Raw genomic sequence first — 19,263 nt, forward strand, 5'->3', positions numbered from 1 at the left:
TTTGATGTGCGTCTGCCGCACCGCGAGCTATCGGATCTGCTTGACGGGGCGGCAGAATCGGTCTGGGATGTGCGGACACTGGCACAGTGTTGCCACCGTACCGTCGCCACGCGGGATTATAACTACCGGACAGCCACCATGCTGCTGGATGCTACAGTGAGCGTACGCAGTAAGACAAGCACTACAGCTACGCAGCACCGTACCGGAAGACGGATGATGACAACGCCACCAGCAGGCACGGCTGAACGATAGCGCTCGGAAGTTCATGGTATCGTCCCTGGATGGTTTGCGAGCAGTGATAAGAACGATATTTCATACTACCTTTACCCCGCTTTACACACCCATTCCTCTCCTTGCTCTACAGTGTTTTTGCTGCCGCCTTTCGTGCAGCCTTAGCCCCTTTTGCTAACGGAGAGCTTGCATGTTAACCCGACGATTGTCCTGCCTGGCGCTGCTGATGGCGCTGGCCTCCCCCGCAATGGCCGCGAATGCATCTACCTACGGCGAGAAGCTGGAAGGTTTTGACTACGGCTGGCTGGTAAAACACTTTACCTTTACCTCGCAGAACCAGCCTCTGGATATGGCTTATCTGGACGTGAAGCCGGAAAAGCCCAACGGCCGCACCGTGGTGCTGATGCACGGCAAAAACTTCTGCGCCGGTACCTGGGACGGCACGATCCGCGCGCTTTCAGCCAGCGGGTATCGCGTGATCGCACCCGACCAGATCGGCTTCTGCAAATCCACCAAGCCGGAGCATTATCAGTACACCTTCCAGCAGCTGGCGGATAACACCCACGCGCTGCTGAAAACGCTGGGCGTCGATCGCGTCACGGTTATCGGCCATTCGACCGGCGGCATGCTGGCGACCCGCTACGCGCTGATGTGGCCGCAGCAGGTGCAGCAGCTGGTGATGGTGAACCCAATAGGGCTTGAAGACTGGAAAGTGCGCGGCGTGCCGCATATTACGGTTGACCAGTGGTACCAGCGCGAGCTGAAAGTCAGCGCCGACGGCATTCGTCAGTACGAGAAAAACACCTACTACGCCGGGGAGTGGAAGCCGGAGTACGAGCGCTGGGTCACCATGCTTGCCGGGTTAAACAACGGGCCAGGCAAAGCGCGCGTGGCGTGGAACTCTGCGCTGCTCTACGACATGATTTATACCCAGCCGGTCGTCTATGAATTTAACGAGCTGAAGATGCCGGTATTATTGATGATCGGCACGAAGGACAACACCGCCATCGGGAAAGATCTCGCCCCGCCTGAGATCCGCAAAACGCTCGGCAACTATGCGGTGCTGGGAAAGGAGACGGCGAAGCGCATCCCGCACGCTACGCTGGTGGAATTTAACGACATGGGCCACGCGCCGCAGATGCAGGATCCTGAGCGCTTCCACGAGGCGCTGCTTAAGGGGCTTCAGGCCCGCTGACTGGTTTGCAGCAACAGCCCGCGCAGCCACGCCTGCGCGGGATTGCGGTGCGTTCTGCCGTGCCAGGCCATGCTCTTGGTAAAGCCTGGCACTGGAGCTGGCGTCTCGCAGATGAACATCCCCGTCTGATTTTCCGCGATGCGTGACGGCACGACGGCAATCATATCGCTGAGGGCCAGCACGTCCGGCAGAACCAAAAAGTGGCTCACCGAGAGCCCCACGTGCCGCGTCCGGCCAATTTTCTCCAGCGCGCTATCGGTTACCCCGCGAAAGCCGTCTCCCTCGTAAGAGACCAGCACATGCTCAAGGGCGCAAAATCGGTCTAACGTCATTGGCTCTCCGGCGTTTGGATGATCGGCGCGCATCATGCATACGTACCGTTCATCATAAAGCGCACGGCTGTGAAGCTCATCGGGCGTGGTGTGGGGGGTGATAAGCGCTACGTCAATAGCGCCCTGCTCAAGCTGGCTGACAAGGCTACCGGGGGTAACGGGCACCACGCGCACGCGTATGCCAGGCGCCTGTGTTTTAAGGGCGGCGATAAACGGCACAACAACCGCCCGAAGTGCATAATCCGTAGCGGCAAGAGTGAAGGTGAGGCGAGCGGTATTTGGGTCAAAGGCAACGGGCTGAAGCAGCACGTCGATATCCGCGAGAATGCGCTTCACCGGAGCGGCCAGCGCTTCCGCGCGCGTGGTTGGCACCATGCCGTGCGGGGCGCGGATAAAGAGCGGATCGTCGAAGTAGTCCCGCAGGCGGTTGAGCATGCCGCTCACGGCGGGCTGGGTCAGAGCAAGACGCGCCGCCGCGCGGGTGACGCTGCGTTCATCCAGCAGAGCGTCAAGCGTTTTCAGCAGGTTTAGATCCAGCGTGCGCAGATCCGCTTTCATGATGTTTTGCTACCTCTTTTCCGTTCACTATTATGGCGCTGCCCGCTGTCGACGCGTTGCGTTTCCCGCTATGATGGGCGGCTAGTCTAAGGAGAACGCATGGTCTGGATAATGCTGGCAACGCTTGCCGTGGTGTTTGTAGTTGGGTTTCGTGTCCTGACCTCGGATTCCCGCCGCGCCATCAAACGCTTGAGCGAACGGCTGGGTATCACCCCGATGCCGGTAGAATCGATGATCGACCAGTTCGGTAAAACGCCGGGCAATGAGTTTATCCGCTACCTTGAGCGCCCAGACGAAGCGCACCTGCAAAACGCCGCCCAGGTCCTGCTTATCTGGCAGGTCTGCATCGTCGACGGGAGCGAAGAGAATCTGCATACCTGGCACCGCATGCTGCGTAAAGCCCGCCTGGCCGCACCGATCACCGATGCGCAAATCCGCCTCGCGCTCGGCTTCATGCGCGAGATAGAGCCCGATCCGCAGGAGCTTGACGCCTTCCAGCTGCGCTATAACCAGCTTTTCCTCCCGGAAGAGGGCGTGTTTTATCTGCACTGATATCACGAAACGTGATGAAGAGTATAAAGCATCGTCATTAGATTTATATCTGCCGCAGGCGCACCATCACTTCATCCACTCGCTGATGAGGTGAACCATGAAACAATCCGCCATTATCTGGCCAAACGACTACCTGCCAGGCACAACCGATAACTTTGCATCCAACGAAATCATCGTCGCCGGGCTGAGCGCAAAAGAGATTTGGGCGCAGCTTAACGACACTACCCTGTGGCCGAACTACTACAGCAACGCCGAAGATATTCGTTTTCACGACGGCAGCGGTCCGGAACTGAGCGCCAACGCCCGCTTCCGCTTTACGACCTTTGGCTTCCCGGTTGAGGCGCAGGTCACGGAGTATGTTCCGCCCGTTGACGGCGAAGCCGCACGGATCGCCTGGCACGGCTGGGTGGAGGGCGATGCCAGCTCGCGTCTGGATGTGATTCACGCCTGGCTGTTTGAAGACTTGCCGGGAAACCGCGTCCGTATTCTGACTCAGGAGTCGCAGAAAGGCGTTCCTGCACAGGAACTTGCTCGCACCGTGCCGAATCCGATGATCAACGGGCACCAGGAGTGGATCGTTGGGCTGGCGAATGCAGCGATGCAAGAAAAGTTGTCGAAACGTTAAATTCGTCACACTTTTGATGATAAACTGCGCGACTTTTCCGCACGTTTTTATCTTCAGGTGATGCCATGACAGAACATATCCAGCCCACAACCAGACCGCAGACCAAAGAGGTGTCGCGCCCCAACTGGTCGGCGGTTTTCTCCGTGGCGTTCTGCGTCGCCTGCCTGATCACCGTTGAGTTTCTACCGGTGAGCCTGCTGACGCCGATGGCGCAGGATCTGGGCATTTCCGAGGGCGTGGCGGGGCAGTCCGTTACCGTCACCGCGTTTGTGGCGATGTTCGCCAGCCTGTTTATCACTCAGGCGATCGGCACCATCGACCGTCGCAAGGTGGTTATTCTGTTCAGCGTGCTGCTGACGCTCTCCTGCCTGCTGGTCTCTTTCGCTGAAAGCTTCACCCTGCTGCTGCTCGGCCGTGCCTGCCTGGGGCTGGGATTAGGCGGCTTCTGGGCGATGTCCGCCTCGCTGACCATGCGCCTGGTGCCCGCGCGTACGGTGCCGAAGGCCCTGTCCGTCATCTTCGGCGCGGTCTCCATCGCGCTGGTGATTGCCGCGCCGCTGGGCAGCTTCCTCGGCGGGATTATCGGCTGGCGTAACGTGTTCAACGCGGCGGCGGTGATGGGCGTGTTGTGCATTATCTGGGTGTGGAAAGCGCTGCCGTCCCTGCCGGGGGAAGCGGCGCACCACAAACAGAACATGTTCGCGCTGCTGAAACGTCCGGGCGTGCTGGCGGGGATGACCGCCATCTTCACGGCCTTTGCCGGGCAGTTTGCTTTCTTCACCTATATCCGCCCGGTGTATATGACCATGGCGGGCTTTGACGTGGACGGCCTGACGCTGGTGCTCCTGAGCTTCGGTATCGCCAGTTTTGTCGGCACCTCACTGTCGTCTCAGTTCCTGAAGCGCTCCCTGAAGGTGGCGCTGGCGGGTGCCCCGCTGGTGCTGGCGATCAGCGCCGCGGTGCTGGTGTTGTGGGGTAGCGATAAGTGGGTGGCTTCGGCGATCGCGATTATCTGGGGCTTTGCCTTTGCGCTGGTGCCGGTGGGCTGGTCGACGTGGATCACCCGCTCGCTTGCCGATCAGGCGGAAAAAGCCGGGTCGATTCAGGTAGCGGTGATCCAGCTGGCGAACACCTGCGGCGCGGCGGTGGGCGGCGTAGCGCTCGACCATCTGGGGCTGACGTCACCGCTGGTGATTTCCGGCACGCTGATGCTGCTGACGGCGCTGCTGGTGGCGGGGAAGGTTAAGGCGAAGTAGTGCTTTTCTCCCTCTCCCGTGGGAGAGGGTTGGGGTGAGGGCATCAGGCTACGCCGATGCCTTAACCCTTCTGCGTGAATCCATCGAAATCAACACCACCGACGACACAATCAACAGCGTCCCCAGCCAGTCCGGCAGGGTGAATGCCACCCCCAGCAACACCACCGACAGCAGCGCGCTGCTCAGCGGTTCGGCGCAGCTCAGAATGCTCGCTTTCGGCCCGCCGATCATCTGTGCGCCTTTCAGATACAGGCTGAACGTCAGCGCGGTGCCAATCACCACCAGGTAGAAAAACGCCAGCAGCAGGCCGCCGTCGATCACGAAGGTGGTGCCGCGTCCGGCGTAGAACGGCGTCAGCATTAATCCCGCAATCAACATACTCCAGCCGACAATCGGCAGCGTGCCGTAGCGGGCTATAAGCGTTGATGGATAGGTGGTGTAAAACGCCGCGGCAAACGCTGAGGCGATACCGAAGAACAGCGCGGCAGGCGAGATGGAGAGCGACGTCGGGTCGCCGTGGGTGACCAGCAGGAAGGTACCCACAAGCGACGTGAAAATCGCGGATAAGACAAATATGCCGGGACGCGTTTTCCGCGCCAGCGCAAACCATGCCACGATAATGGTCGGCGACAGAAACTGGAGCACGGTGGCCGTCGCAGCGTTGGATTTTTCAATCGTCAGCAGGAAGGTGAGCTGCACGGTGAGCGCGCCAACCAGCGAGAAAAACAGCAGGCTGAGGGCGTCTTTGCGGTTTTTGATGACCGAGAAAATCTTGTCGCCGTGAACGAAGGAGAGCGTCAACAGGATCACGCCGGTAAACAGCAGACGAACCATGGTCAGGTAAGGCGAAGAAATGTGGCTTTTCTCCATGATGTACTGCGCGCAAACCCCGGAACTGCCCCATAAAACGGCGGCGATCAGGACGTTGAGCATCCCTTTGCGTGTGGAACCCATGTTCTCCCCTGTTATGTTGTCGTTAATTCGGTCAACAGCATAGCATGGTTGTGTGCGGCCTGATGCCCTCACCCCGGCCCTCTCCCACGGGGAGAGGGAGCGAACACTAAAAACGGCAACTTTCGTTGCCGTTTTGCTTTTACTTTAGAACCACGCCTCCCACATCGCGCCGACGTTGAAGTCGTCCAGCGTCTCATCTTTGGTGTTGTTCACGCGCGCGGTGCGTTCGTTATCCACCTTGCCGCCGGTCACGTAGAAGCGCAGCATCGGGCGGAACTCCGGCCCCATGGCGATAGACATGTTCTGCGACAGGGTCAGCTTCCAGCCCTTGTTGTCGCCGCCGTTGTCGTAATCCACGTGCTGCCAGCCCGCTTCCAGCCAGGTGGAGTGAACGTCGTTCCACCAGTGCATCGGGCGCACGATGGCATTGTAGTTCTTGCGGTTGTCGGTCTTATCGCGGCTATTGTCGTAATCGTGGAAGGCGAGGATGTACTCCACCTGCGTCGCCTGGGTGAATTTGTACAGCCCTTCGAAGCTGGCGTAGACCGTGGTCAGGTCTTCGGTTTTATTGAACACGCTGTTGTCCGAATTATCGGAGTAGCGGGCGATCACCTTGTTCACGCCGCTGTCGTTGGTGTGGCTCAGCACCACGCCGCCCTGCCAGGCGTTAAGACGCTCGTCGCTCTCTACCGCTTTTGAATCAAAGCCGTAGTTGGCGTACAGCTCCAGATCCAGCGGACCGAGCTTCATGCCGTGGATTTTAGAGGTGGCCGCGTAGTTACCTTTGTCGCCCGTGCCGGACCCGCCGGTACAGGTGATGCGTGACGGGTTCGCTTCGTCTTCCATCACTTCCGGGCTACAGGATTCCACTGCCGCCACGGCAGCGACGTCAAACTGCACGCCGCCGATATCGAAGTTCTTCACCCCGGCGCCCTGACCGTCGTGGTTCATCCAGAAGTAATCGTTGATGCCCTGCTGCGGACGCTGGTGGAAGTCGCGACCCGCCCAGAAGTAGGCGTTCGGGTTGGAGGCCATAATGTTGGTCACGCCGGCGTAGGCTTTCTTGAGGTTAACTTCGTCGCCCCAGTGGTCGATCATCACGTTGATGTCCCAGATGGCGCCGTTTTCGCCCTTGAAGGCTTTAGAGAGCTGGAACTCGCCACCGTTGCCTTCGTTACCCAGACGACCAATGGCGGACGCGCCGTTGTAGGAGCCGTCCACCGCCACGTATTTCTGATCGGCAGCCTGGAAGTGCGCGCCGTAGCGGGCGTAGCCGGTAAATTTAACCCCGAACGGGATCGCCATATCCGGAGATTGCGCCGCGCTCTGCGGCTCGGTCACCACGTCCGCTTTTTTCGCGACCGCCGCATCCATTTTAGCCTGACGCTCGGCCAGGGCTTTATCCACCGCTTTCGCCACAATGGCGTCGATTTGCTCCTGCGTGAATTCCTGAGCGAGGACGGAAATTGGGCAAAGCGCGGCGATAACCGCCATGGTTAATGGAAGTTTTTTAATCGTATTCATGGTTATCTCAATATAGTTTAATTTTATTCAGACAATAACCATCCCGCTCCGATCTGACAGAATATGTCGCTATCATCAGAACAAGTGGATTTCTAGTTTTAGGTACAGAGGTATTACATTAAATTATTTCGCCATAGACTATCTCTGATATAAATGAATAATCTCTTCAGATAATTCACGCGCTAATAGCGAATTCATTAAATGATCCTGCGCGTGCACCATAATTAATGTCATCGGCTGGCGGGCTTCGCCCGCGTCCTGCTCAATCAGTTTGGTCTGCATCTTGTGCGCCTGGCGCGCGTAGCCGTCGGCTTCGCGCAGCAGGCTTTTGGCCTCGTCAAGGTTGCCCTGGCGCGCCGCGTGCAGGGCTTCAAAGCACAGGCTGCGGGACTGACCGGCGTTGACGATAATTTCCATTACGGCTTCTTCTAGTGCGATCATTATCTTTACTCTTTATCAAAACTATTATTTAAGGCGGTAGCGGCAAACCACTCTCCGCTTTTTTTAATGGTGCGCTGCTGCGTCTTTAAATCGAGCTGGATAAATCCGTAGCGATTTTTATACGCGTTACACCACGACCAGTTATCAATAAACGTCCACATATGGTAGCCAAGACAATTGCACCCTTCGCTAATACCCTTATGCAGCCAGGCTAAATGTTCGGAAATAAACTCAATGCGGTATTGATCGTTAATCTGGCCATTTTCAATAAAGCGTTGCTCGTTTTCTACGCCCATGCCGTTTTCAGAAATAAAGCAGCGGGGGTTGCCGTAATGGTCGCGCAGGTTAATCAGAATATCGTAAATACCTGGCGCGTAGATTTCCCAGCCGCGGTAGGGGTTCATCTTGCGGCCCGGCATCTCGTAGCTATCAAAGAACCACTCCGGCATAAACGGCGCCTGCGGGTTCACCGCGCTGTCGCGACACTTCACGCGACGCGGCTGATAGTAGTTAATGCCGAGCAGGTCGATTTTCCCTTCCGCAATCAGGAAACCGTCTTCCGGCTTGCAGGCGGGCAGCTGGTCGTAAGATTTCAGCAGCGCCACCAGATCGGCCGGGTATTCGCCGCGCAGGACCGGGTCGAGGAAGCTGCGGTTAAACATCAGATCCGCAACGTGCGCCGCCTTCACGTCTGCCGGGTTCTGCGAACGCGGATACGACGGCGTCAGGTTCAGCACGATGCCGATCTCCCCCGCGTAGTGCCCGGCGCGGTAGGCCTGAACCGCCTTCGCATGGGCCAGCACGGTGTGATACGCCACGGTGGCCGCCCGGCGGAAATCCACTACGTTGGGGTAGTGGAAGTCGTACAGATAACCGCCTTCCACCGGCACGATCGGCTCGTTGAAGGTAAACCAGTGCAGCACGCGGTCGCCGAACAGCTCGAAGCAAATCTGCGCATAGCGGGCGTACGCGTCCACCACGTCACGGTTTTCCCAGCCGCCTATCTCCTGCATCGCCATCGGCATGTCGAAATGGAACAGGGTGATAAACGGCGTGAGGCCCTGTTCATTCAGCTCATCAATGACCTGATTGTAAAAATCGACCGCGTCCGGGTTCACTTCACCGATGCCGTCGGGGATCAGGCGCGCCCAGCTAATCGAGGTACGAAAGCTGTTGTGGTTCAGCTGTTTTAACAGCTGAATGTCCGTTTTCCAGTGCTGATAAAACGTGGAGGTGTGCTGCGGCCCCACGCCGTTGTGAAAACGGTTCGGCTCGCGGGCAAACCAGTAGTCCCACGTGGTTTCACCCTCTCGTGTCCCTTCCGTCTGGAGAGCGGAGCTTGCGCTGCCCCACCAGAAGTTATCGGGAAATGCGTATTTCATGACCCTTCCTCTTTGACTTAATTGCTTGTGGCTTCAGCGGCACCCACGGTTGCAGCCTGGGCTTTCTGCTCTTCGTTTTTAATCAGCGTACGCTCATAGGCGCGCAGGAACGGCAGGTACATCAGCGCCGACATCACCATGCAGACGAGGCACATCACCACCGGGCTCAGCGCCCAGTTCGCCGCCCACGAGGCGCCAATCGGCGCGGGCGTGGTCCACGGGGTTAACGAAACCACCTGAGCCAGCCAGCCGAGTTTAGTTGCGCCGTACGCCAGGCAGGCGTTGACCAGCGGAACGAACACGAACGGGATAAACAGCATCGGGTTCATGATGATCGGCGCGCCGAACAGAATCGGTTCGTTGATGTTAAAGAAGCTTGGCACAACGCCCATTTTGCCGATGGTGCGCAGATGGGTAACGCGGCTACGCAGCAGGAGGAACGCCAGCGGCAGGGTCGAGCCTACGCCGCCAATCAGCAGGTAGTGATCCCAGAAACCTTGCAGATAAACGTGCGGCAGCGCCGCGCCCGCCGCCAGTGCCGCCTGGTTTGCAGAGAGGTTCGCCATCCAGAACGGGTTCATGATGCCGGTGACAATCAGCGACCCGTGGATACCCGCGAACCAGAAGATCTGGCACAGCAGCACGGAGAGCAGAATCGCGGGCAGGGAGTCAGACGCCGAGACCAGCGGCTCCAGCAGGTGCATGATCGCCTGCGGGATAATCATGCCGGTCTGCGCTTCAATGAACAGGTTCAGCGGGTGCAGCGTCCCGATCACCACCATCACCGGGATCAGGATCTCAAACGAACGCGCCACGCCGGTCGGCACCTCTTTCGGCAGGCGGATGGTGACGTTGTTCTGCTTCAGCCACGCGTACACGCGGGTGGAGTAGATCGCGGTGATAAGCGCAGTGAAGATCCCCTGGCCGGAGAGATACTGGGTCGAAATTTTGCCATCGGCATAGGGTGCTGCGACCAGCAGGAAGGCCATAAAGGCCAGCAGGCCGGACATCACCGGATCGAGGTTAAACTGACGCCCCAGGCTCGCCCCAATCCCCACCGAGATGAAGAAGGTCATCACGCCCATGCTGAGGTTAAAGGGCAGCATCAGCTGTTCGCGGTAGGTCTCGGAGAAATCCAGCCAGCCGCGGGCGAAGCTGTTGGTGGTATCCGCCGAAAACGGCGGGAAGATAAACACCAGCATAAACGAGCCGATGATCATAAACGGCAGCGCGGCGGTAAAGCCGTCGCGGATGGCAATCACATACTTTTGCTGACCCAGCTTCGCGGCCAGCGGGGTAATTGATTGCTCAATGACCGCGACCATAGATTGATATAACGAACTCATGTGAACACCTTTTAGTGTGCCGCTTCGATAAGCGACAGAGCATAGTCCAGTACTTTATCGCCACGCTGCATGCCGTAATCCATCATGTCGATGGGCTGCACCGGAATGCCTTGCGTCGCTGCCTTGTCTGAGAGTGTCTTTAACATGTATTTCACTTGCGGTCCGAGAAGCACCACCTGATAGTGCGGAAACTGCGTATCAAATTCGGATACGCCATACGCATCTATCTTCACGGGTAAGCCCCGTTCTTTTGCAACATCGATCATTTTGCTGACCAGCAGGCTGGTGGACATCCCGGCAGAGCAGCACAGCATAATCTTGAACATCGACAACCATCCTCAAAATGTAAAAAGTTATTGCGAGGATGATTGGACATGATACGGAAACCGGTTTCCATTTATAAAAGACAGAACTGTGACAACCATCAAGATCCCTTACTTATGAGGCTAATTAACCGGATGTGGGTCACATAATTTGGCTGTTTTGGCATCAATTTGAGTGGAAACGGAAAATCGGTTTCCATGGAAAACGGAAACGGATATACTCCGTTCTGGCTATAATGTGAGCCGTAGCGGTGATGGAAATTACAGACGCCAGTTGCGTCTGACAGGGGAGAGAGATGTCTACAATCAACGATGTATCGCGTCTGGCCGGGGTGTCCAAAGCCACGGTATCACGGGTGTTGAGCGGGTCGCGTGGCGTTAAAGAAGCCAGCCGCCAGGCTGTTCTGAAAGCGGTGGACGAGCTGAACTATCGTCCCAACGTGATCGCCCAGTCGCTGCTCAGCCAGTCGACGGGCTGCATTGGGGTGATTTGCGCGCAGGAAAACATTAACCAGACCACCGGTTACCTGTACGCGCTGGAAAAACACCTCAGCCAGCATCAAAAACATCTGCTGCTGCGTTTCGCACACACGAAAACAGAAGTGATGAACGCCCTTGAAGAACTCTCCTGCGGCTTATGTGATGACATTCTGGTGATTGGCGCGCGTTTCCCGCTGGACGTGGACATGGACAACGTGATTCTGGTCGACTGTATGGAAGCCGATAACGCCAACAGCATTCAGTTCGATCACGCGTTCGCGGCTGAAACGGCCTGCAACTATCTCACCAGCCAGGGGCGTCGCCAGATAGCGCTCATCCACCCGCACGGCAGCGGCTTTGCCGATCAGGTGCTGTTGGGTTACAAACATGCGCTGGAGAAAAACTTCCTGCCCTTTAATCGCAACCTCGTGTTTATGGACGCAACTTCATCGTCCGTTGCGCTTCAGGAATTACTCAACAACGCGTCCACGCTGAACTTCAACGCGCTGCTGGTGGCGGATGAGCAGGAAGCCCAGCGGGTGATCCCGCAGTTACAGGCGTTTAATAAATCGGTACCGGAAGACATCATGGTCTTTAGCCTCGGCGGTTCGCTGCATCTGCCGGGTATCCCGGTGATCCCGGCCATTGAGTATTCCATGGACGCCATGGCGGCGCGTATCGTGAGCTGGCTGACAGAGAAAACGCAGATGCTGGGGTCCTACGTGCTGCGCGGGGATTTAATTATTCCAGATGTGCGGAAGCGTTAAACGTGTAATGTAGGCCGGGTAAGCGCAGCGCCACCCGGCGCTCAACCCTCAGTAATCTTCCATACAATCCACCTGACTGACTGCATCCCAGTAGGCGTCCAGGTTGTCACGCTTCACGGCGGTGATGGCGTTTTTGATCAGCAGCTGATTGGCCTCAGACGACAAAATCATCGCCTGCCAGGCCTTATCGCTCTGCTTTTTCTGCGGGGTACAGGTTTTCTTTACATCTTTCAGGACCTGCTGTTTTATCTGGGCCTCTTTCTCCGGAGCGCTCTTCTCCTGCGCGTGAACAAACGCAGCGAAAATCAGGCAAACGAGCAGGCAAACCAGGTGTGCAGATTTCATCGAAACCTCCTTTGAAAGTCACATGCTTCCCCTGAAATATATCGTTACATTCATCAACGCGATTCAAGCCAAAAGTATGAATTTACGCATTCTGCGTGCGGGATCCGATCGCCAGTGCAATGCCATAGCTTACTAACACCGCGAGACTCATTTTCAGCATCGTTTCTCCGCCGATACCCGCGAGAGGCGCTGCGATCCCGCCGAATAAAAACATCAGCATGCCCAGAATGGCTGACGCTGTGCCGGACTCCTTCGTGTCGACTGCGCTCATCGCTTCTGAACCCGCAATGGTGCTGATCCCGCTGTTAAATGCGACGGTGAAAAAGAGTGCAACCAGTGCCGGAACGGAAAGCTGCATCCACGCAAAGAGCAATGTCAGCCCCGCGCAGGACAACGCCAGAACGAGGCCTGTTCGCATCAATCTTTCCGCCAGATGGCGGCGTGCCAGACGGGAGAAAATCAGCGCTGAGACGATCAGGCCGATACCGTTCACACCGAACAGCAGGCTGAACTGCATGGCGCTCAGGCCATACTCGTTTTGCATCACAAAGGAGGATGCCCCGATATAGGCGAACAGCCCCGCCAGCATGAAGGCCTGGATCAGGCAGTAGCGCATAAAGCGACGATTTTTAAGTACCGTCCTGGCGGTTTGCGTCAGCGATCCCCTGCCCTGTTTCTCTGTGAGGGACTCGCGGATAAAAAGCTGGCTGGCGATCAGCAGCGCCAGACCCGCCCCTGCCATTACCCAGAACAGCATCCGCCAGTCGAAATGCGACGCGATATAGCCACCGAGTACCGGGGACACCACGGGCGCGATGCCGTTGACCGTCATCAGTAGGGCAAAAAACTGCGTTAGCATCGTGCCATGATAGTTATCGCGGGCGATGGAGCGGGCAAGTACGGAGCCGCCCGCCCCGGCAACGCCCTGCACAAATCGCCAGCCGATCAGGGCGTAAATATTCTGCGTGCTGGCGCAAAGCACTGAAGCCAGTACAAACAGCAAAAGTGAGAACAGCAGCGGCGTTTTACGTCCGATGCGATCGCTTAGCGGGCCGAAAAAGAGTTGTCCCAGCCCCAGGCCAATCAGCGCCGAGGTAAGAGAAAGCTGCGTCAGCGTTGTGGAGGTGTTGAGCTGGGTGGCGATCTCCGGCAGCGCCGGAAGATAAAAATCGGAACACAGCGGCCCGATCGCCGTCAGCAGGCCAAGGATGGCCGCGAAAGAAAAAGAGACTTTTGCCATAGGTATTTACTCTGATGGCCGGGCAACGTTGCGCCGCCCGGCAGTGATGTTACTGAATCCCGCCGCCCAGCGATTGCCACAGCGTGATGCGGTTTTCCAGGTCGGTTTGCTGCAAGGCAATCAGTGATTCCTGCGCCGACCACAGCGACCGCTGCGCGGTGAGCACCGTCAGATAATCGCCCGCGCCAGCCTTGTAACTGCGCGTCGCCACATCCAGCGTTTTTTGCTCCGCCGCCACGTATTCACGCTGGGCATCAAGCTGTTCACTCAACGTTTCGCGCCGGGCCAGCGCGTCGGCCACGTCCTTGAACGCGCTCTGGATGGTTTTCTCATAGGTCGCAATTAACCCTTTTTTCTCGGCTTCCGCATAGCGCAGCTGCGCCATATTGTTGCCGCCGCTGAACAGCGGCAGGGTGATGGAAGGTGCAAACGACCAGACCTTCATCCCGTGGCTGAACAGGGACGACAGCGAATCGCTGCCGACGCCCGCGCTGGCGGTGAGCGAGATGGTCGGGAAGAAGTTGGCGCGCGCCGCGCCGATGTTGGCGTTGGCGCTCAGCAGGTTGTGTTCCGCCTCCTGAATGTCCGGACGACGCAGCAGCGCGCTGGAGCTAACGCCCGCCGGGATCAGCGTGATGGCGTTGTCGCTCAGGCTCTCCAGCGTGCCGGGTAGCAGGTTCTCGGGCACCGTATCGCCCGCCAGCAGGTTGAGAGCGTTTTTGTCCTGCATCACCAGCGTCTGGTAGCTCGCCACGCTGGCGCGCGCCTGCTGGTAAACCGCCATCGCTTCACTGACGTCCGTTGCCGCTGCCACGCCTACTTCCTGCTGGCGCTTCACAATCTTGAGTGAGTTTGCGGCGCTCTCCAGGGTGGACTTCGCCAGCGCCAGATTGCTGTTATCCGCCGCCAGCGTCACCCAGGCCGTGGTCAGCTCGCTGACCATCGTCAGGCGCGTGTTCTGCGCGGTGAATTCGCTGGCAAGCCAGGTTTCACGCGCGGCACGCGACAGGCTCTGGTTGCGGCCAAACAGATCCAGTTCGAAGCTGGAGACCGCGCCGTTGGCTTCGTCACTTGTCGCGACACCGCTCGCCAGCGTGCGGCTGCGGGTGTGGCTCAGTTCCGCGTCCACCGTCGGGAACAGGGACGAGCGCGTTTCGCCATACTGGGCACGGGCGGCGTCGATATCCGCAATCGCTTTTTGCACGTCGCGGTTGCTGTTGAGCGCCATCGTCACCACGCTTTTCAACCGCGCATCATTCATCACCTGCTGCCACTGGCTCACCACGGCGTTGGCTTCGCCATGGGCGCCCGGCAACGTCGTCGGGACGGGGGCGTCCGGGCGCTGATACGTGGGATCTAATGACACACAGCCCGCGCTCAGCAGCGCTAACGTTAATACGGTTACACGAAACATTATGACCTCCGGTTTGCGTGCTTACCGGAGAACAGACGTTTCACCAGTACAAAGAATAAAGGAACAAAGAAGATGGCCAGCAGCGTCGCGGCCAGCGTCCCGCCGATAATACCGGTACCGATCGCCACGCGGCTGTTGGCCCCGGCGCCGGTGGCAATCGCCAGCGGCGTCACGCCTGCGATAAACGCCAGCGAGGTCATGATGATCGGACGCAGACGCGTCTGGGCGGCACGCAGGGCGGCGCGCGTCAGGGAGTAACCTTCTGCGACTTTGGCTTCGGCAAACTCGACAATCAGGATGGCGTTCTTCGACGACAGGCCGATGGTGGTGAGTAGCGCCACCTGGAAGTAGACGTCATTACTCAAGCCGCGCAGGGAGGCCGCAAGCGCCGCACCCAGCACCCCAAGCGGGATCACCAGGATGACCGAAATCGGCACCGACCAGCTCTCATACAGCGCTGCCAGGCACAGGAACACCACCAGGATCGAGAGGGCATAAAGGCTCATCGCCTGGCCGCTCGCCAGTTTTTCCTGCAACGACAAACCGCTCCACGCCCATGTGCTGCCGGACGGCAGGCTGTTTGCCAACTGCTCCATTTTGCTCATCGCCGTGCCGGAGCTGGCGCCACTGGCGTTTTCGCCCTGAATCTCATACGCCGCCGAGCCGTTGTAGCGCACCAGGCTTTCCGGGCCGTACTCCCAGCGGGTGGTGGCGAAGGCGGAGAACGGTGTCATGGTGCTGTCGCTGCCGCGCACATACCACTTGTTGAGATCCGACGGCACGGCGCGATAGTCGCTGTCGCCCTGGATGTAGACCTTTTTCACGCGGCCGCGATCGATAAAGTCGTTCACGTAGGTCCCGCCCCAGGCGCTGGAGAGGGTGTCGGTGACGTCGCTCAGGGACAGCCCCAGCGACACGGCTTTGTTGTTATCGATATCCACCTGAAGCTGCGGCATCTGCGGCAGATCGTTGGCGCGCACGGCGTGCAGCGAGTTGTCCTGGTTGGCTTCGCCAATCAGCTGGTTACGCAGTTTCAGCAGCGCGTCGCGGTCGGTGCCGCCGCTGGCCATCAGCTCAAAGGTAAAGCCGTTGCTCTGGCCTAAACCATCCACCGCCGGGGGCGTCATGGCGAAAATTGTGGCATCCCGAATGGTGCTCAGCTCCTGCGTGGCGCGCAGGGCAATGGCCTGGGCGGTATTCTCATCGCCTTTGCGCTCTGACCAGTTTTTCAGGGAGACGAACGCCATCCCGGCGTTCTGGCCGCTGCCGCTGAAGCTGAAGCCTTCAATGGTGAAGATCACGTCGGTATTGGCTCTCTCTTTGGTGAGGAACCACTCGCGTACCTGGCGGCTTACCTCGGCGGTACGCACCGCGGTTGCGCCGGCAGGCAGGGTGTACTGCACCATGATTTCACCCTGGTCTTCGGTTGGCAGGAAGCTGCCCGGCAGTTTTAGCATGGCGAACCCCATCGCGCCGCAGAGCAGGGCGTAGATCACCAGCATGCCACCGGAACGGCGCAGGGCGCGCAGCACCTTGTTCTGATAGCCGTGCTCGGTCTTACTGTAGAAGCGGTTAAACGCGCCGAAGAAGCCCTTTTTGTGCGGAGCGGTGTGATTCAGGATCGTGCCGCACAGCGCGGGCGTCAGGGTCAGCGCCACCACCACGGAGAGGAACATCGCCGAAATAATGGTGACCGAGAACTGGCGGTAAATGACCCCGGTAGAGCCGCCGAAGAAGGCCATCGGCAGGAATACCGCAGAGAGCACCAGCGCAATGGCGATCAGCGCGCCGGAAATTTCGCCCATCGATTTTTCGGTCGCTTCCCGGGCGGGCAGCCCTTCGTCGCGCATAATACGCTCGACGTTTTCCACCACCACGATGGCGTCATCCACCAAAAGCCCTATCGCCAGCACCATCGCAAATAGCGTCAGGGTGTTGATGGAGTAACCGAACAGCGCCAGCACGCCGAAGGTGCCCAGCAGCACCACCGGCACCGCCAGCGCCGGGATCAGCGTCGCACGGATGTTTTGCAGGAACAGGTACATCACCACCACCACGAGGATAATGGCTTCGAACAGGGTCTGAATCACGTCCTCAACGGAGATCTTGATGAACTCGGTGCTGTCTTTCGGGTAGGCCACGTCGTAGCCTTCCGGCATCGACTTTTTGAACTCGGCGATCTTATCTTTTACCGCCGTGGCGGTGTTAAGCGCGTTGGCGCCCGGTGAGAGCATCACCGCCATACCCGCCGCCGGGTGGCCGTTCAGCTTCGCGGTGGCGGTGTAATCTTCGCTGCCCATCTCCACGCGCGCGACGTCGCTGATGCGCACCACCGCACCGTTGGACTGGCTCTTGACGATGATCTTTTTGAACTCATCGACCGTTTGCAGACGCGACTGAGCGCGGACGGTGGCGGTCAGCTGTTGGGCGTTCGACGAGGGCAGCGCGCCGATTTTACCGGCGGAAACCTGCACGTTCTGCGCTTCAATCGCGCTCTGCACGTCGGAGGGCATCAGCGAGTACGACGCCAGCTTCGCCGGGTCGAGCCAGATGCGCATCGCGTATTCTGCACCGAACACCTGTAGGCTACCGACGCCATCCACGCGCGCCAGCGGATCCTGCATATTACTCACCAGCCAGTCGGCGATATCCGAGCTGCTGGCGGTGTCGGTTTTGTCATATACGCCCATGATCAGCAGGAAGTTGCTCTGGGATTTTTCGACGGTGATCCCGGACTGCTGCACCTCGGTCGGCAGGCGCGATTCTGCCTGCTGGACTTTATTCTGCACCTGTACCTGAGCGGTGTCCGGATCGGTTCCCTGTTCAAACGTGACGTTAATGCTCACCGACCCGTCCGAGCTGCTGGTGGAGGTGAAGTAGAGCAGGTTATCCAGCCCGGTGAGCTGCTGCTCGATCACCTGCGTCACGCTGTTCTCCAGCGTTTGTGCGGAGGCGCCGGTGTAGGTGGCGGATATTTTGATCGACGGCGGGGCAACGTCCGGGTACTGCGCAACGGGCAGCGTGCGGATCGCCAGTATCCCGGCGAGCATGATGAGAATGGCGATAACCCAGGCAAAGACCGGGCGACGCACGAAGAAACGGGAAAACATCAGGCGTTTCCTCCGTTGGTTTTCATCTCTTCAGCTTTCACTTCCTGCCCGGCGGTGACTTTGTCGGTGCCTTCCACAATCAGCTTATCGCCAGCCTTCAAACCGCTCAGCACCAGCCATTTGTCGCCGTAAGTGTCACCCGTCTCCAGCTGACGCTGTTCGACCTTGTTGCTGGCGTTCACCACCAGCGCGGTGGCGGTGCCTTTGGCGTCGCGAGTGATGCCCTGCTGCGGGGCGAGGATCGCGTCATTCATGATGCCTTCATCCACTCTGGCGCGGACGAACATGCCCGGCAGAAGCTGATGCTGCGGGTTCGGGAAGACGGCGCGCAGGGTGACTGAGCCGGTAGACTCATCCACCGCCACTTCGGTTAACGCCAGATGGCCTTTTTCGCTGTAGCTGCTGCCGTCTTCGAGGATCAACGACACGTTCAGCGTATCGCTGTTGCTGGCGAGGGTTTGCTTGCGTAAACGCAGCAGATCGGCGCTGGAACGGGTTAAATCGACGTACATACTGTCCAGCCCGCGAATGGTGGCCAGCGCGGTATCCTGCTGGGCGGTCACCAGCGCGCCAGGGGTCACAGAGGAGATGCCGATACGTCCGGCAATCGGCGCGGTGACGGTGGTCCAGTTGAGGTTAATGCGGGCGCTTTCCAGCGCGGCTTTCTTTGACTCGACGCTGGCCTTGTCCTGCGCACAGGTGGACTTCGCGTCTTCCGCATCCTGACGTGATACGCCGTCGTCCTTCACCAGCTGCGCATAGCGTCGGGCTTTCTGGCAGTCGGCCTGCACCAGCGCCTGCGCCTGTTTCAGTGCGGCGGCAGCTTCATTATAAGCGGCGCGGTAGCTGGAAGGATCGATCTGATACAGCGCCTGCCCGGCCTTGACCGTATCGCCTTCGGTGAAGAGCCGTTTCTGAATAATGCCGCCCACCTGAGGGCGCACTTCGGCGCTCATCGCGGCGGCGGTGCGGCCGGTCAGCTCGCTAACGACGGACACCGGCTGGCTCATGAGTGTGACAATCCCCACTTCCGGAAGAGGACGTTGAGGAGCAGATGTTTGCGCATTATCGCACCCTGTCAGGAGGAGTAATGCCGCGATGGAGGTTGTTATGGTTTTCATAATCTTTTTCCAGGGTGAACGAAGCCTGCCCTGTTAATCGCTTAACAGGGAGGAGGGCTAATTAAAA

The 19,263-nt window shown here is 58.6% G+C and carries 18 protein-coding genes; 6 read left to right on the top strand and 12 right to left on the bottom strand.

Annotated elements, in window-relative coordinates; translation table 11 throughout:
- Positions 1-6: 6 nt before the first annotated feature.
- Both O1724_RS00470 and O1724_RS00475 read left to right on the top strand, forming a co-directional pair.
- A complete protein-coding gene (locus tag O1724_RS00470; protein WP_126296865.1) occupies positions 7-252 on the top strand; it encodes a hypothetical protein in 246 nt (81 codons plus the stop codon).
- A gap of 169 nt (positions 253-421) precedes the next feature.
- Positions 422-1,426 carry an alpha/beta fold hydrolase gene (locus O1724_RS00475; RefSeq protein ID WP_126296866.1) on the top strand — a complete coding sequence of 335 codons (1,005 nt, stop codon included), beginning with the start codon at positions 422-424 and terminating at the stop codon, positions 1,424-1,426.
- Here the strand turns inward: O1724_RS00475 and O1724_RS00480 are convergent.
- Positions 1,414-2,316, bottom strand: a complete 903-nt coding sequence (locus O1724_RS00480) for a LysR family transcriptional regulator (protein WP_126296867.1) — start codon at positions 2,314-2,316, stop codon at positions 1,414-1,416. The two genes, O1724_RS00475 and O1724_RS00480, sit on opposite strands and share 13 nt — an antisense overlap.
- Before the next feature lie 99 nt (positions 2,317-2,415).
- Here O1724_RS00480 and O1724_RS00485 point away from each other — a divergent pair, with 99 nt between their 5' ends.
- The 3 genes from O1724_RS00485 (at position 2,416) to nepI (ending at position 4,749) form a co-directional block, all read left to right on the top strand.
- Positions 2,416-2,868 carry a DUF1198 domain-containing protein gene (locus O1724_RS00485; protein ID WP_003861042.1) on the top strand — a complete coding sequence of 151 codons (453 nt, stop codon included), beginning with the start codon at positions 2,416-2,418 and terminating at the stop codon, positions 2,866-2,868.
- 97 nt (positions 2,869-2,965) lie between these two features.
- Complete coding sequence (locus tag O1724_RS00490) at positions 2,966-3,493, top strand: SRPBCC domain-containing protein (protein WP_003861040.1); 528 nt, start codon at positions 2,966-2,968, stop codon at positions 3,491-3,493.
- Positions 3,494-3,558: 65 nt separating this feature from the next.
- The gene (gene nepI / locus O1724_RS00495) at positions 3,559-4,749 is read left to right on the top strand and encodes a purine ribonucleoside efflux pump NepI (protein ID WP_126296868.1); all 1,191 of its coding nucleotides are present in this window, start codon (positions 3,559-3,561) and stop codon (positions 4,747-4,749) included.
- A gap of 48 nt (positions 4,750-4,797) precedes the next feature.
- Here the strand turns inward: nepI and O1724_RS00500 are convergent, their stop codons facing one another.
- From O1724_RS00500 to O1724_RS00525, 6 genes are all read right to left on the bottom strand, one after another.
- Positions 4,798-5,703 carry an EamA family transporter gene (locus O1724_RS00500; RefSeq protein ID WP_023315096.1) on the bottom strand — a complete coding sequence of 302 codons (906 nt, stop codon included), beginning with the start codon at positions 5,701-5,703 and terminating at the stop codon, positions 4,798-4,800.
- 144 nt (positions 5,704-5,847) lie between these two features.
- The gene (locus tag O1724_RS00505; RefSeq protein ID WP_022650103.1) at positions 5,848-7,227 is read right to left on the bottom strand and encodes a carbohydrate porin; all 1,380 of its coding nucleotides are present in this window, start codon (positions 7,225-7,227) and stop codon (positions 5,848-5,850) included.
- A gap of 138 nt (positions 7,228-7,365) precedes the next feature.
- A complete protein-coding gene (locus O1724_RS00510) occupies positions 7,366-7,668 on the bottom strand; it encodes a PTS lactose/cellobiose transporter subunit IIA (RefSeq protein ID WP_014168006.1) in 303 nt (100 codons plus the stop codon).
- A 5-nt stretch (positions 7,669-7,673) separates the two neighbouring features.
- On the bottom strand, positions 7,674-9,050 hold the full coding sequence (locus O1724_RS00515; RefSeq protein ID WP_126296869.1) for a glycoside hydrolase family 1 protein: 1,377 nt from the start codon (positions 9,048-9,050) through the stop codon (positions 7,674-7,676).
- 17 nt (positions 9,051-9,067) lie between these two features.
- Positions 9,068-10,396, bottom strand: a complete 1,329-nt coding sequence (locus O1724_RS00520; protein ID WP_003861036.1) for a PTS cellobiose transporter subunit IIC — start codon at positions 10,394-10,396, stop codon at positions 9,068-9,070.
- Positions 10,397-10,407: 11 nt separating this feature from the next.
- Positions 10,408-10,722: a PTS sugar transporter subunit IIB gene (locus tag O1724_RS00525; RefSeq protein ID WP_003861034.1), complete on the bottom strand. Its 315-nt coding sequence runs from the start codon at positions 10,720-10,722 to the stop codon at positions 10,408-10,410.
- Between the two features lie 293 nt (positions 10,723-11,015).
- Here O1724_RS00525 and O1724_RS00530 point away from each other — a divergent pair, with 293 nt between their 5' ends.
- A complete protein-coding gene (locus O1724_RS00530; protein WP_003861033.1) occupies positions 11,016-11,966 on the top strand; it encodes a LacI family DNA-binding transcriptional regulator in 951 nt (316 codons plus the stop codon).
- 48 nt (positions 11,967-12,014) lie between these two features.
- On the opposite strand, the gene O1724_RS00535 is transcribed toward O1724_RS00530, so the two are convergent.
- From O1724_RS00535 to O1724_RS00555, 5 genes are all read right to left on the bottom strand, one after another.
- On the bottom strand, positions 12,015-12,311 hold the full coding sequence (locus O1724_RS00535) for a YicS family protein (RefSeq protein WP_003861030.1): 297 nt from the start codon (positions 12,309-12,311) through the stop codon (positions 12,015-12,017).
- A gap of 82 nt (positions 12,312-12,393) precedes the next feature.
- Positions 12,394-13,551 (bottom strand): multidrug effflux MFS transporter, encoded by a 1,158-nt coding sequence (locus O1724_RS00540; RefSeq protein ID WP_022650105.1) that lies wholly within the window; start codon positions 13,549-13,551, stop codon positions 12,394-12,396.
- Between the two features lie 49 nt (positions 13,552-13,600).
- Positions 13,601-14,965 (bottom strand): efflux transporter outer membrane subunit, encoded by a 1,365-nt coding sequence (locus tag O1724_RS00545; RefSeq protein ID WP_023323933.1) that lies wholly within the window; start codon positions 14,963-14,965, stop codon positions 13,601-13,603.
- Entirely contained in the window at positions 14,965-18,075 is a 3,111-nt protein-coding gene (locus O1724_RS00550) for an efflux RND transporter permease subunit (protein ID WP_126296870.1), read from the bottom strand. Before O1724_RS00550 ends, O1724_RS00545 begins: the two co-directional genes overlap by 1 nt.
- The gene (locus tag O1724_RS00555) at positions 18,075-19,196 is read right to left on the bottom strand and encodes an efflux RND transporter periplasmic adaptor subunit (protein ID WP_023315101.1); all 1,122 of its coding nucleotides are present in this window, start codon (positions 19,194-19,196) and stop codon (positions 18,075-18,077) included. The genes O1724_RS00550 and O1724_RS00555 overlap by 1 nt, the downstream gene beginning before the upstream one ends.
- Positions 19,197-19,263: the final 67 nt, after the last annotated feature.

The sequence above is a fragment of the Enterobacter cloacae complex sp. HYC074_NIDB genome, from assembly GCF_056673345.1.

What these genes read in the sequence shown, in the direction of transcription:
- O1724_RS00475 (WP_126296866.1), top strand. Translation starts at nt 422, where the DNA reads ATGTTAACCCGACGATTGTCCTGCCTGGCGCTGCTGATGGCGCTGGCC.
- O1724_RS00480 (WP_126296867.1), bottom strand. Translation starts at nt 2,316, where the DNA reads ATGAAAGCGGATCTGCGCACGCTGGATCTAAACCTGCTGAAAACGCTT.
- O1724_RS00485 (WP_003861042.1), top strand. Translation starts at nt 2,416, where the DNA reads ATGGTCTGGATAATGCTGGCAACGCTTGCCGTGGTGTTTGTAGTTGGG.
- O1724_RS00490 (WP_003861040.1), top strand. Translation starts at nt 2,966, where the DNA reads ATGAAACAATCCGCCATTATCTGGCCAAACGACTACCTGCCAGGCACA.
- nepI (WP_126296868.1), top strand. Translation starts at nt 3,559, where the DNA reads ATGACAGAACATATCCAGCCCACAACCAGACCGCAGACCAAAGAGGTG.
- O1724_RS00500 (WP_023315096.1), bottom strand. Translation starts at nt 5,703, where the DNA reads ATGGGTTCCACACGCAAAGGGATGCTCAACGTCCTGATCGCCGCCGTT.
- O1724_RS00505 (WP_022650103.1), bottom strand. Translation starts at nt 7,227, where the DNA reads ATGAATACGATTAAAAAACTTCCATTAACCATGGCGGTTATCGCCGCG.
- O1724_RS00510 (WP_014168006.1), bottom strand. Translation starts at nt 7,668, where the DNA reads ATGATCGCACTAGAAGAAGCCGTAATGGAAATTATCGTCAACGCCGGT.
- O1724_RS00515 (WP_126296869.1), bottom strand. Translation starts at nt 9,050, where the DNA reads ATGAAATACGCATTTCCCGATAACTTCTGGTGGGGCAGCGCAAGCTCC.
- O1724_RS00520 (WP_003861036.1), bottom strand. Translation starts at nt 10,396, where the DNA reads ATGAGTTCGTTATATCAATCTATGGTCGCGGTCATTGAGCAATCAATT.
- O1724_RS00525 (WP_003861034.1), bottom strand. Translation starts at nt 10,722, where the DNA reads ATGTTCAAGATTATGCTGTGCTGCTCTGCCGGGATGTCCACCAGCCTG.
- O1724_RS00530 (WP_003861033.1), top strand. Translation starts at nt 11,016, where the DNA reads ATGTCTACAATCAACGATGTATCGCGTCTGGCCGGGGTGTCCAAAGCC.
- O1724_RS00535 (WP_003861030.1), bottom strand. Translation starts at nt 12,311, where the DNA reads ATGAAATCTGCACACCTGGTTTGCCTGCTCGTTTGCCTGATTTTCGCT.
- O1724_RS00540 (WP_022650105.1), bottom strand. Translation starts at nt 13,551, where the DNA reads ATGGCAAAAGTCTCTTTTTCTTTCGCGGCCATCCTTGGCCTGCTGACG.
- O1724_RS00545 (WP_023323933.1), bottom strand. Translation starts at nt 14,965, where the DNA reads ATGTTTCGTGTAACCGTATTAACGTTAGCGCTGCTGAGCGCGGGCTGT.
- O1724_RS00550 (WP_126296870.1), bottom strand. Translation starts at nt 18,075, where the DNA reads ATGTTTTCCCGTTTCTTCGTGCGTCGCCCGGTCTTTGCCTGGGTTATC.
- O1724_RS00555 (WP_023315101.1), bottom strand. Translation starts at nt 19,196, where the DNA reads ATGAAAACCATAACAACCTCCATCGCGGCATTACTCCTCCTGACAGGG.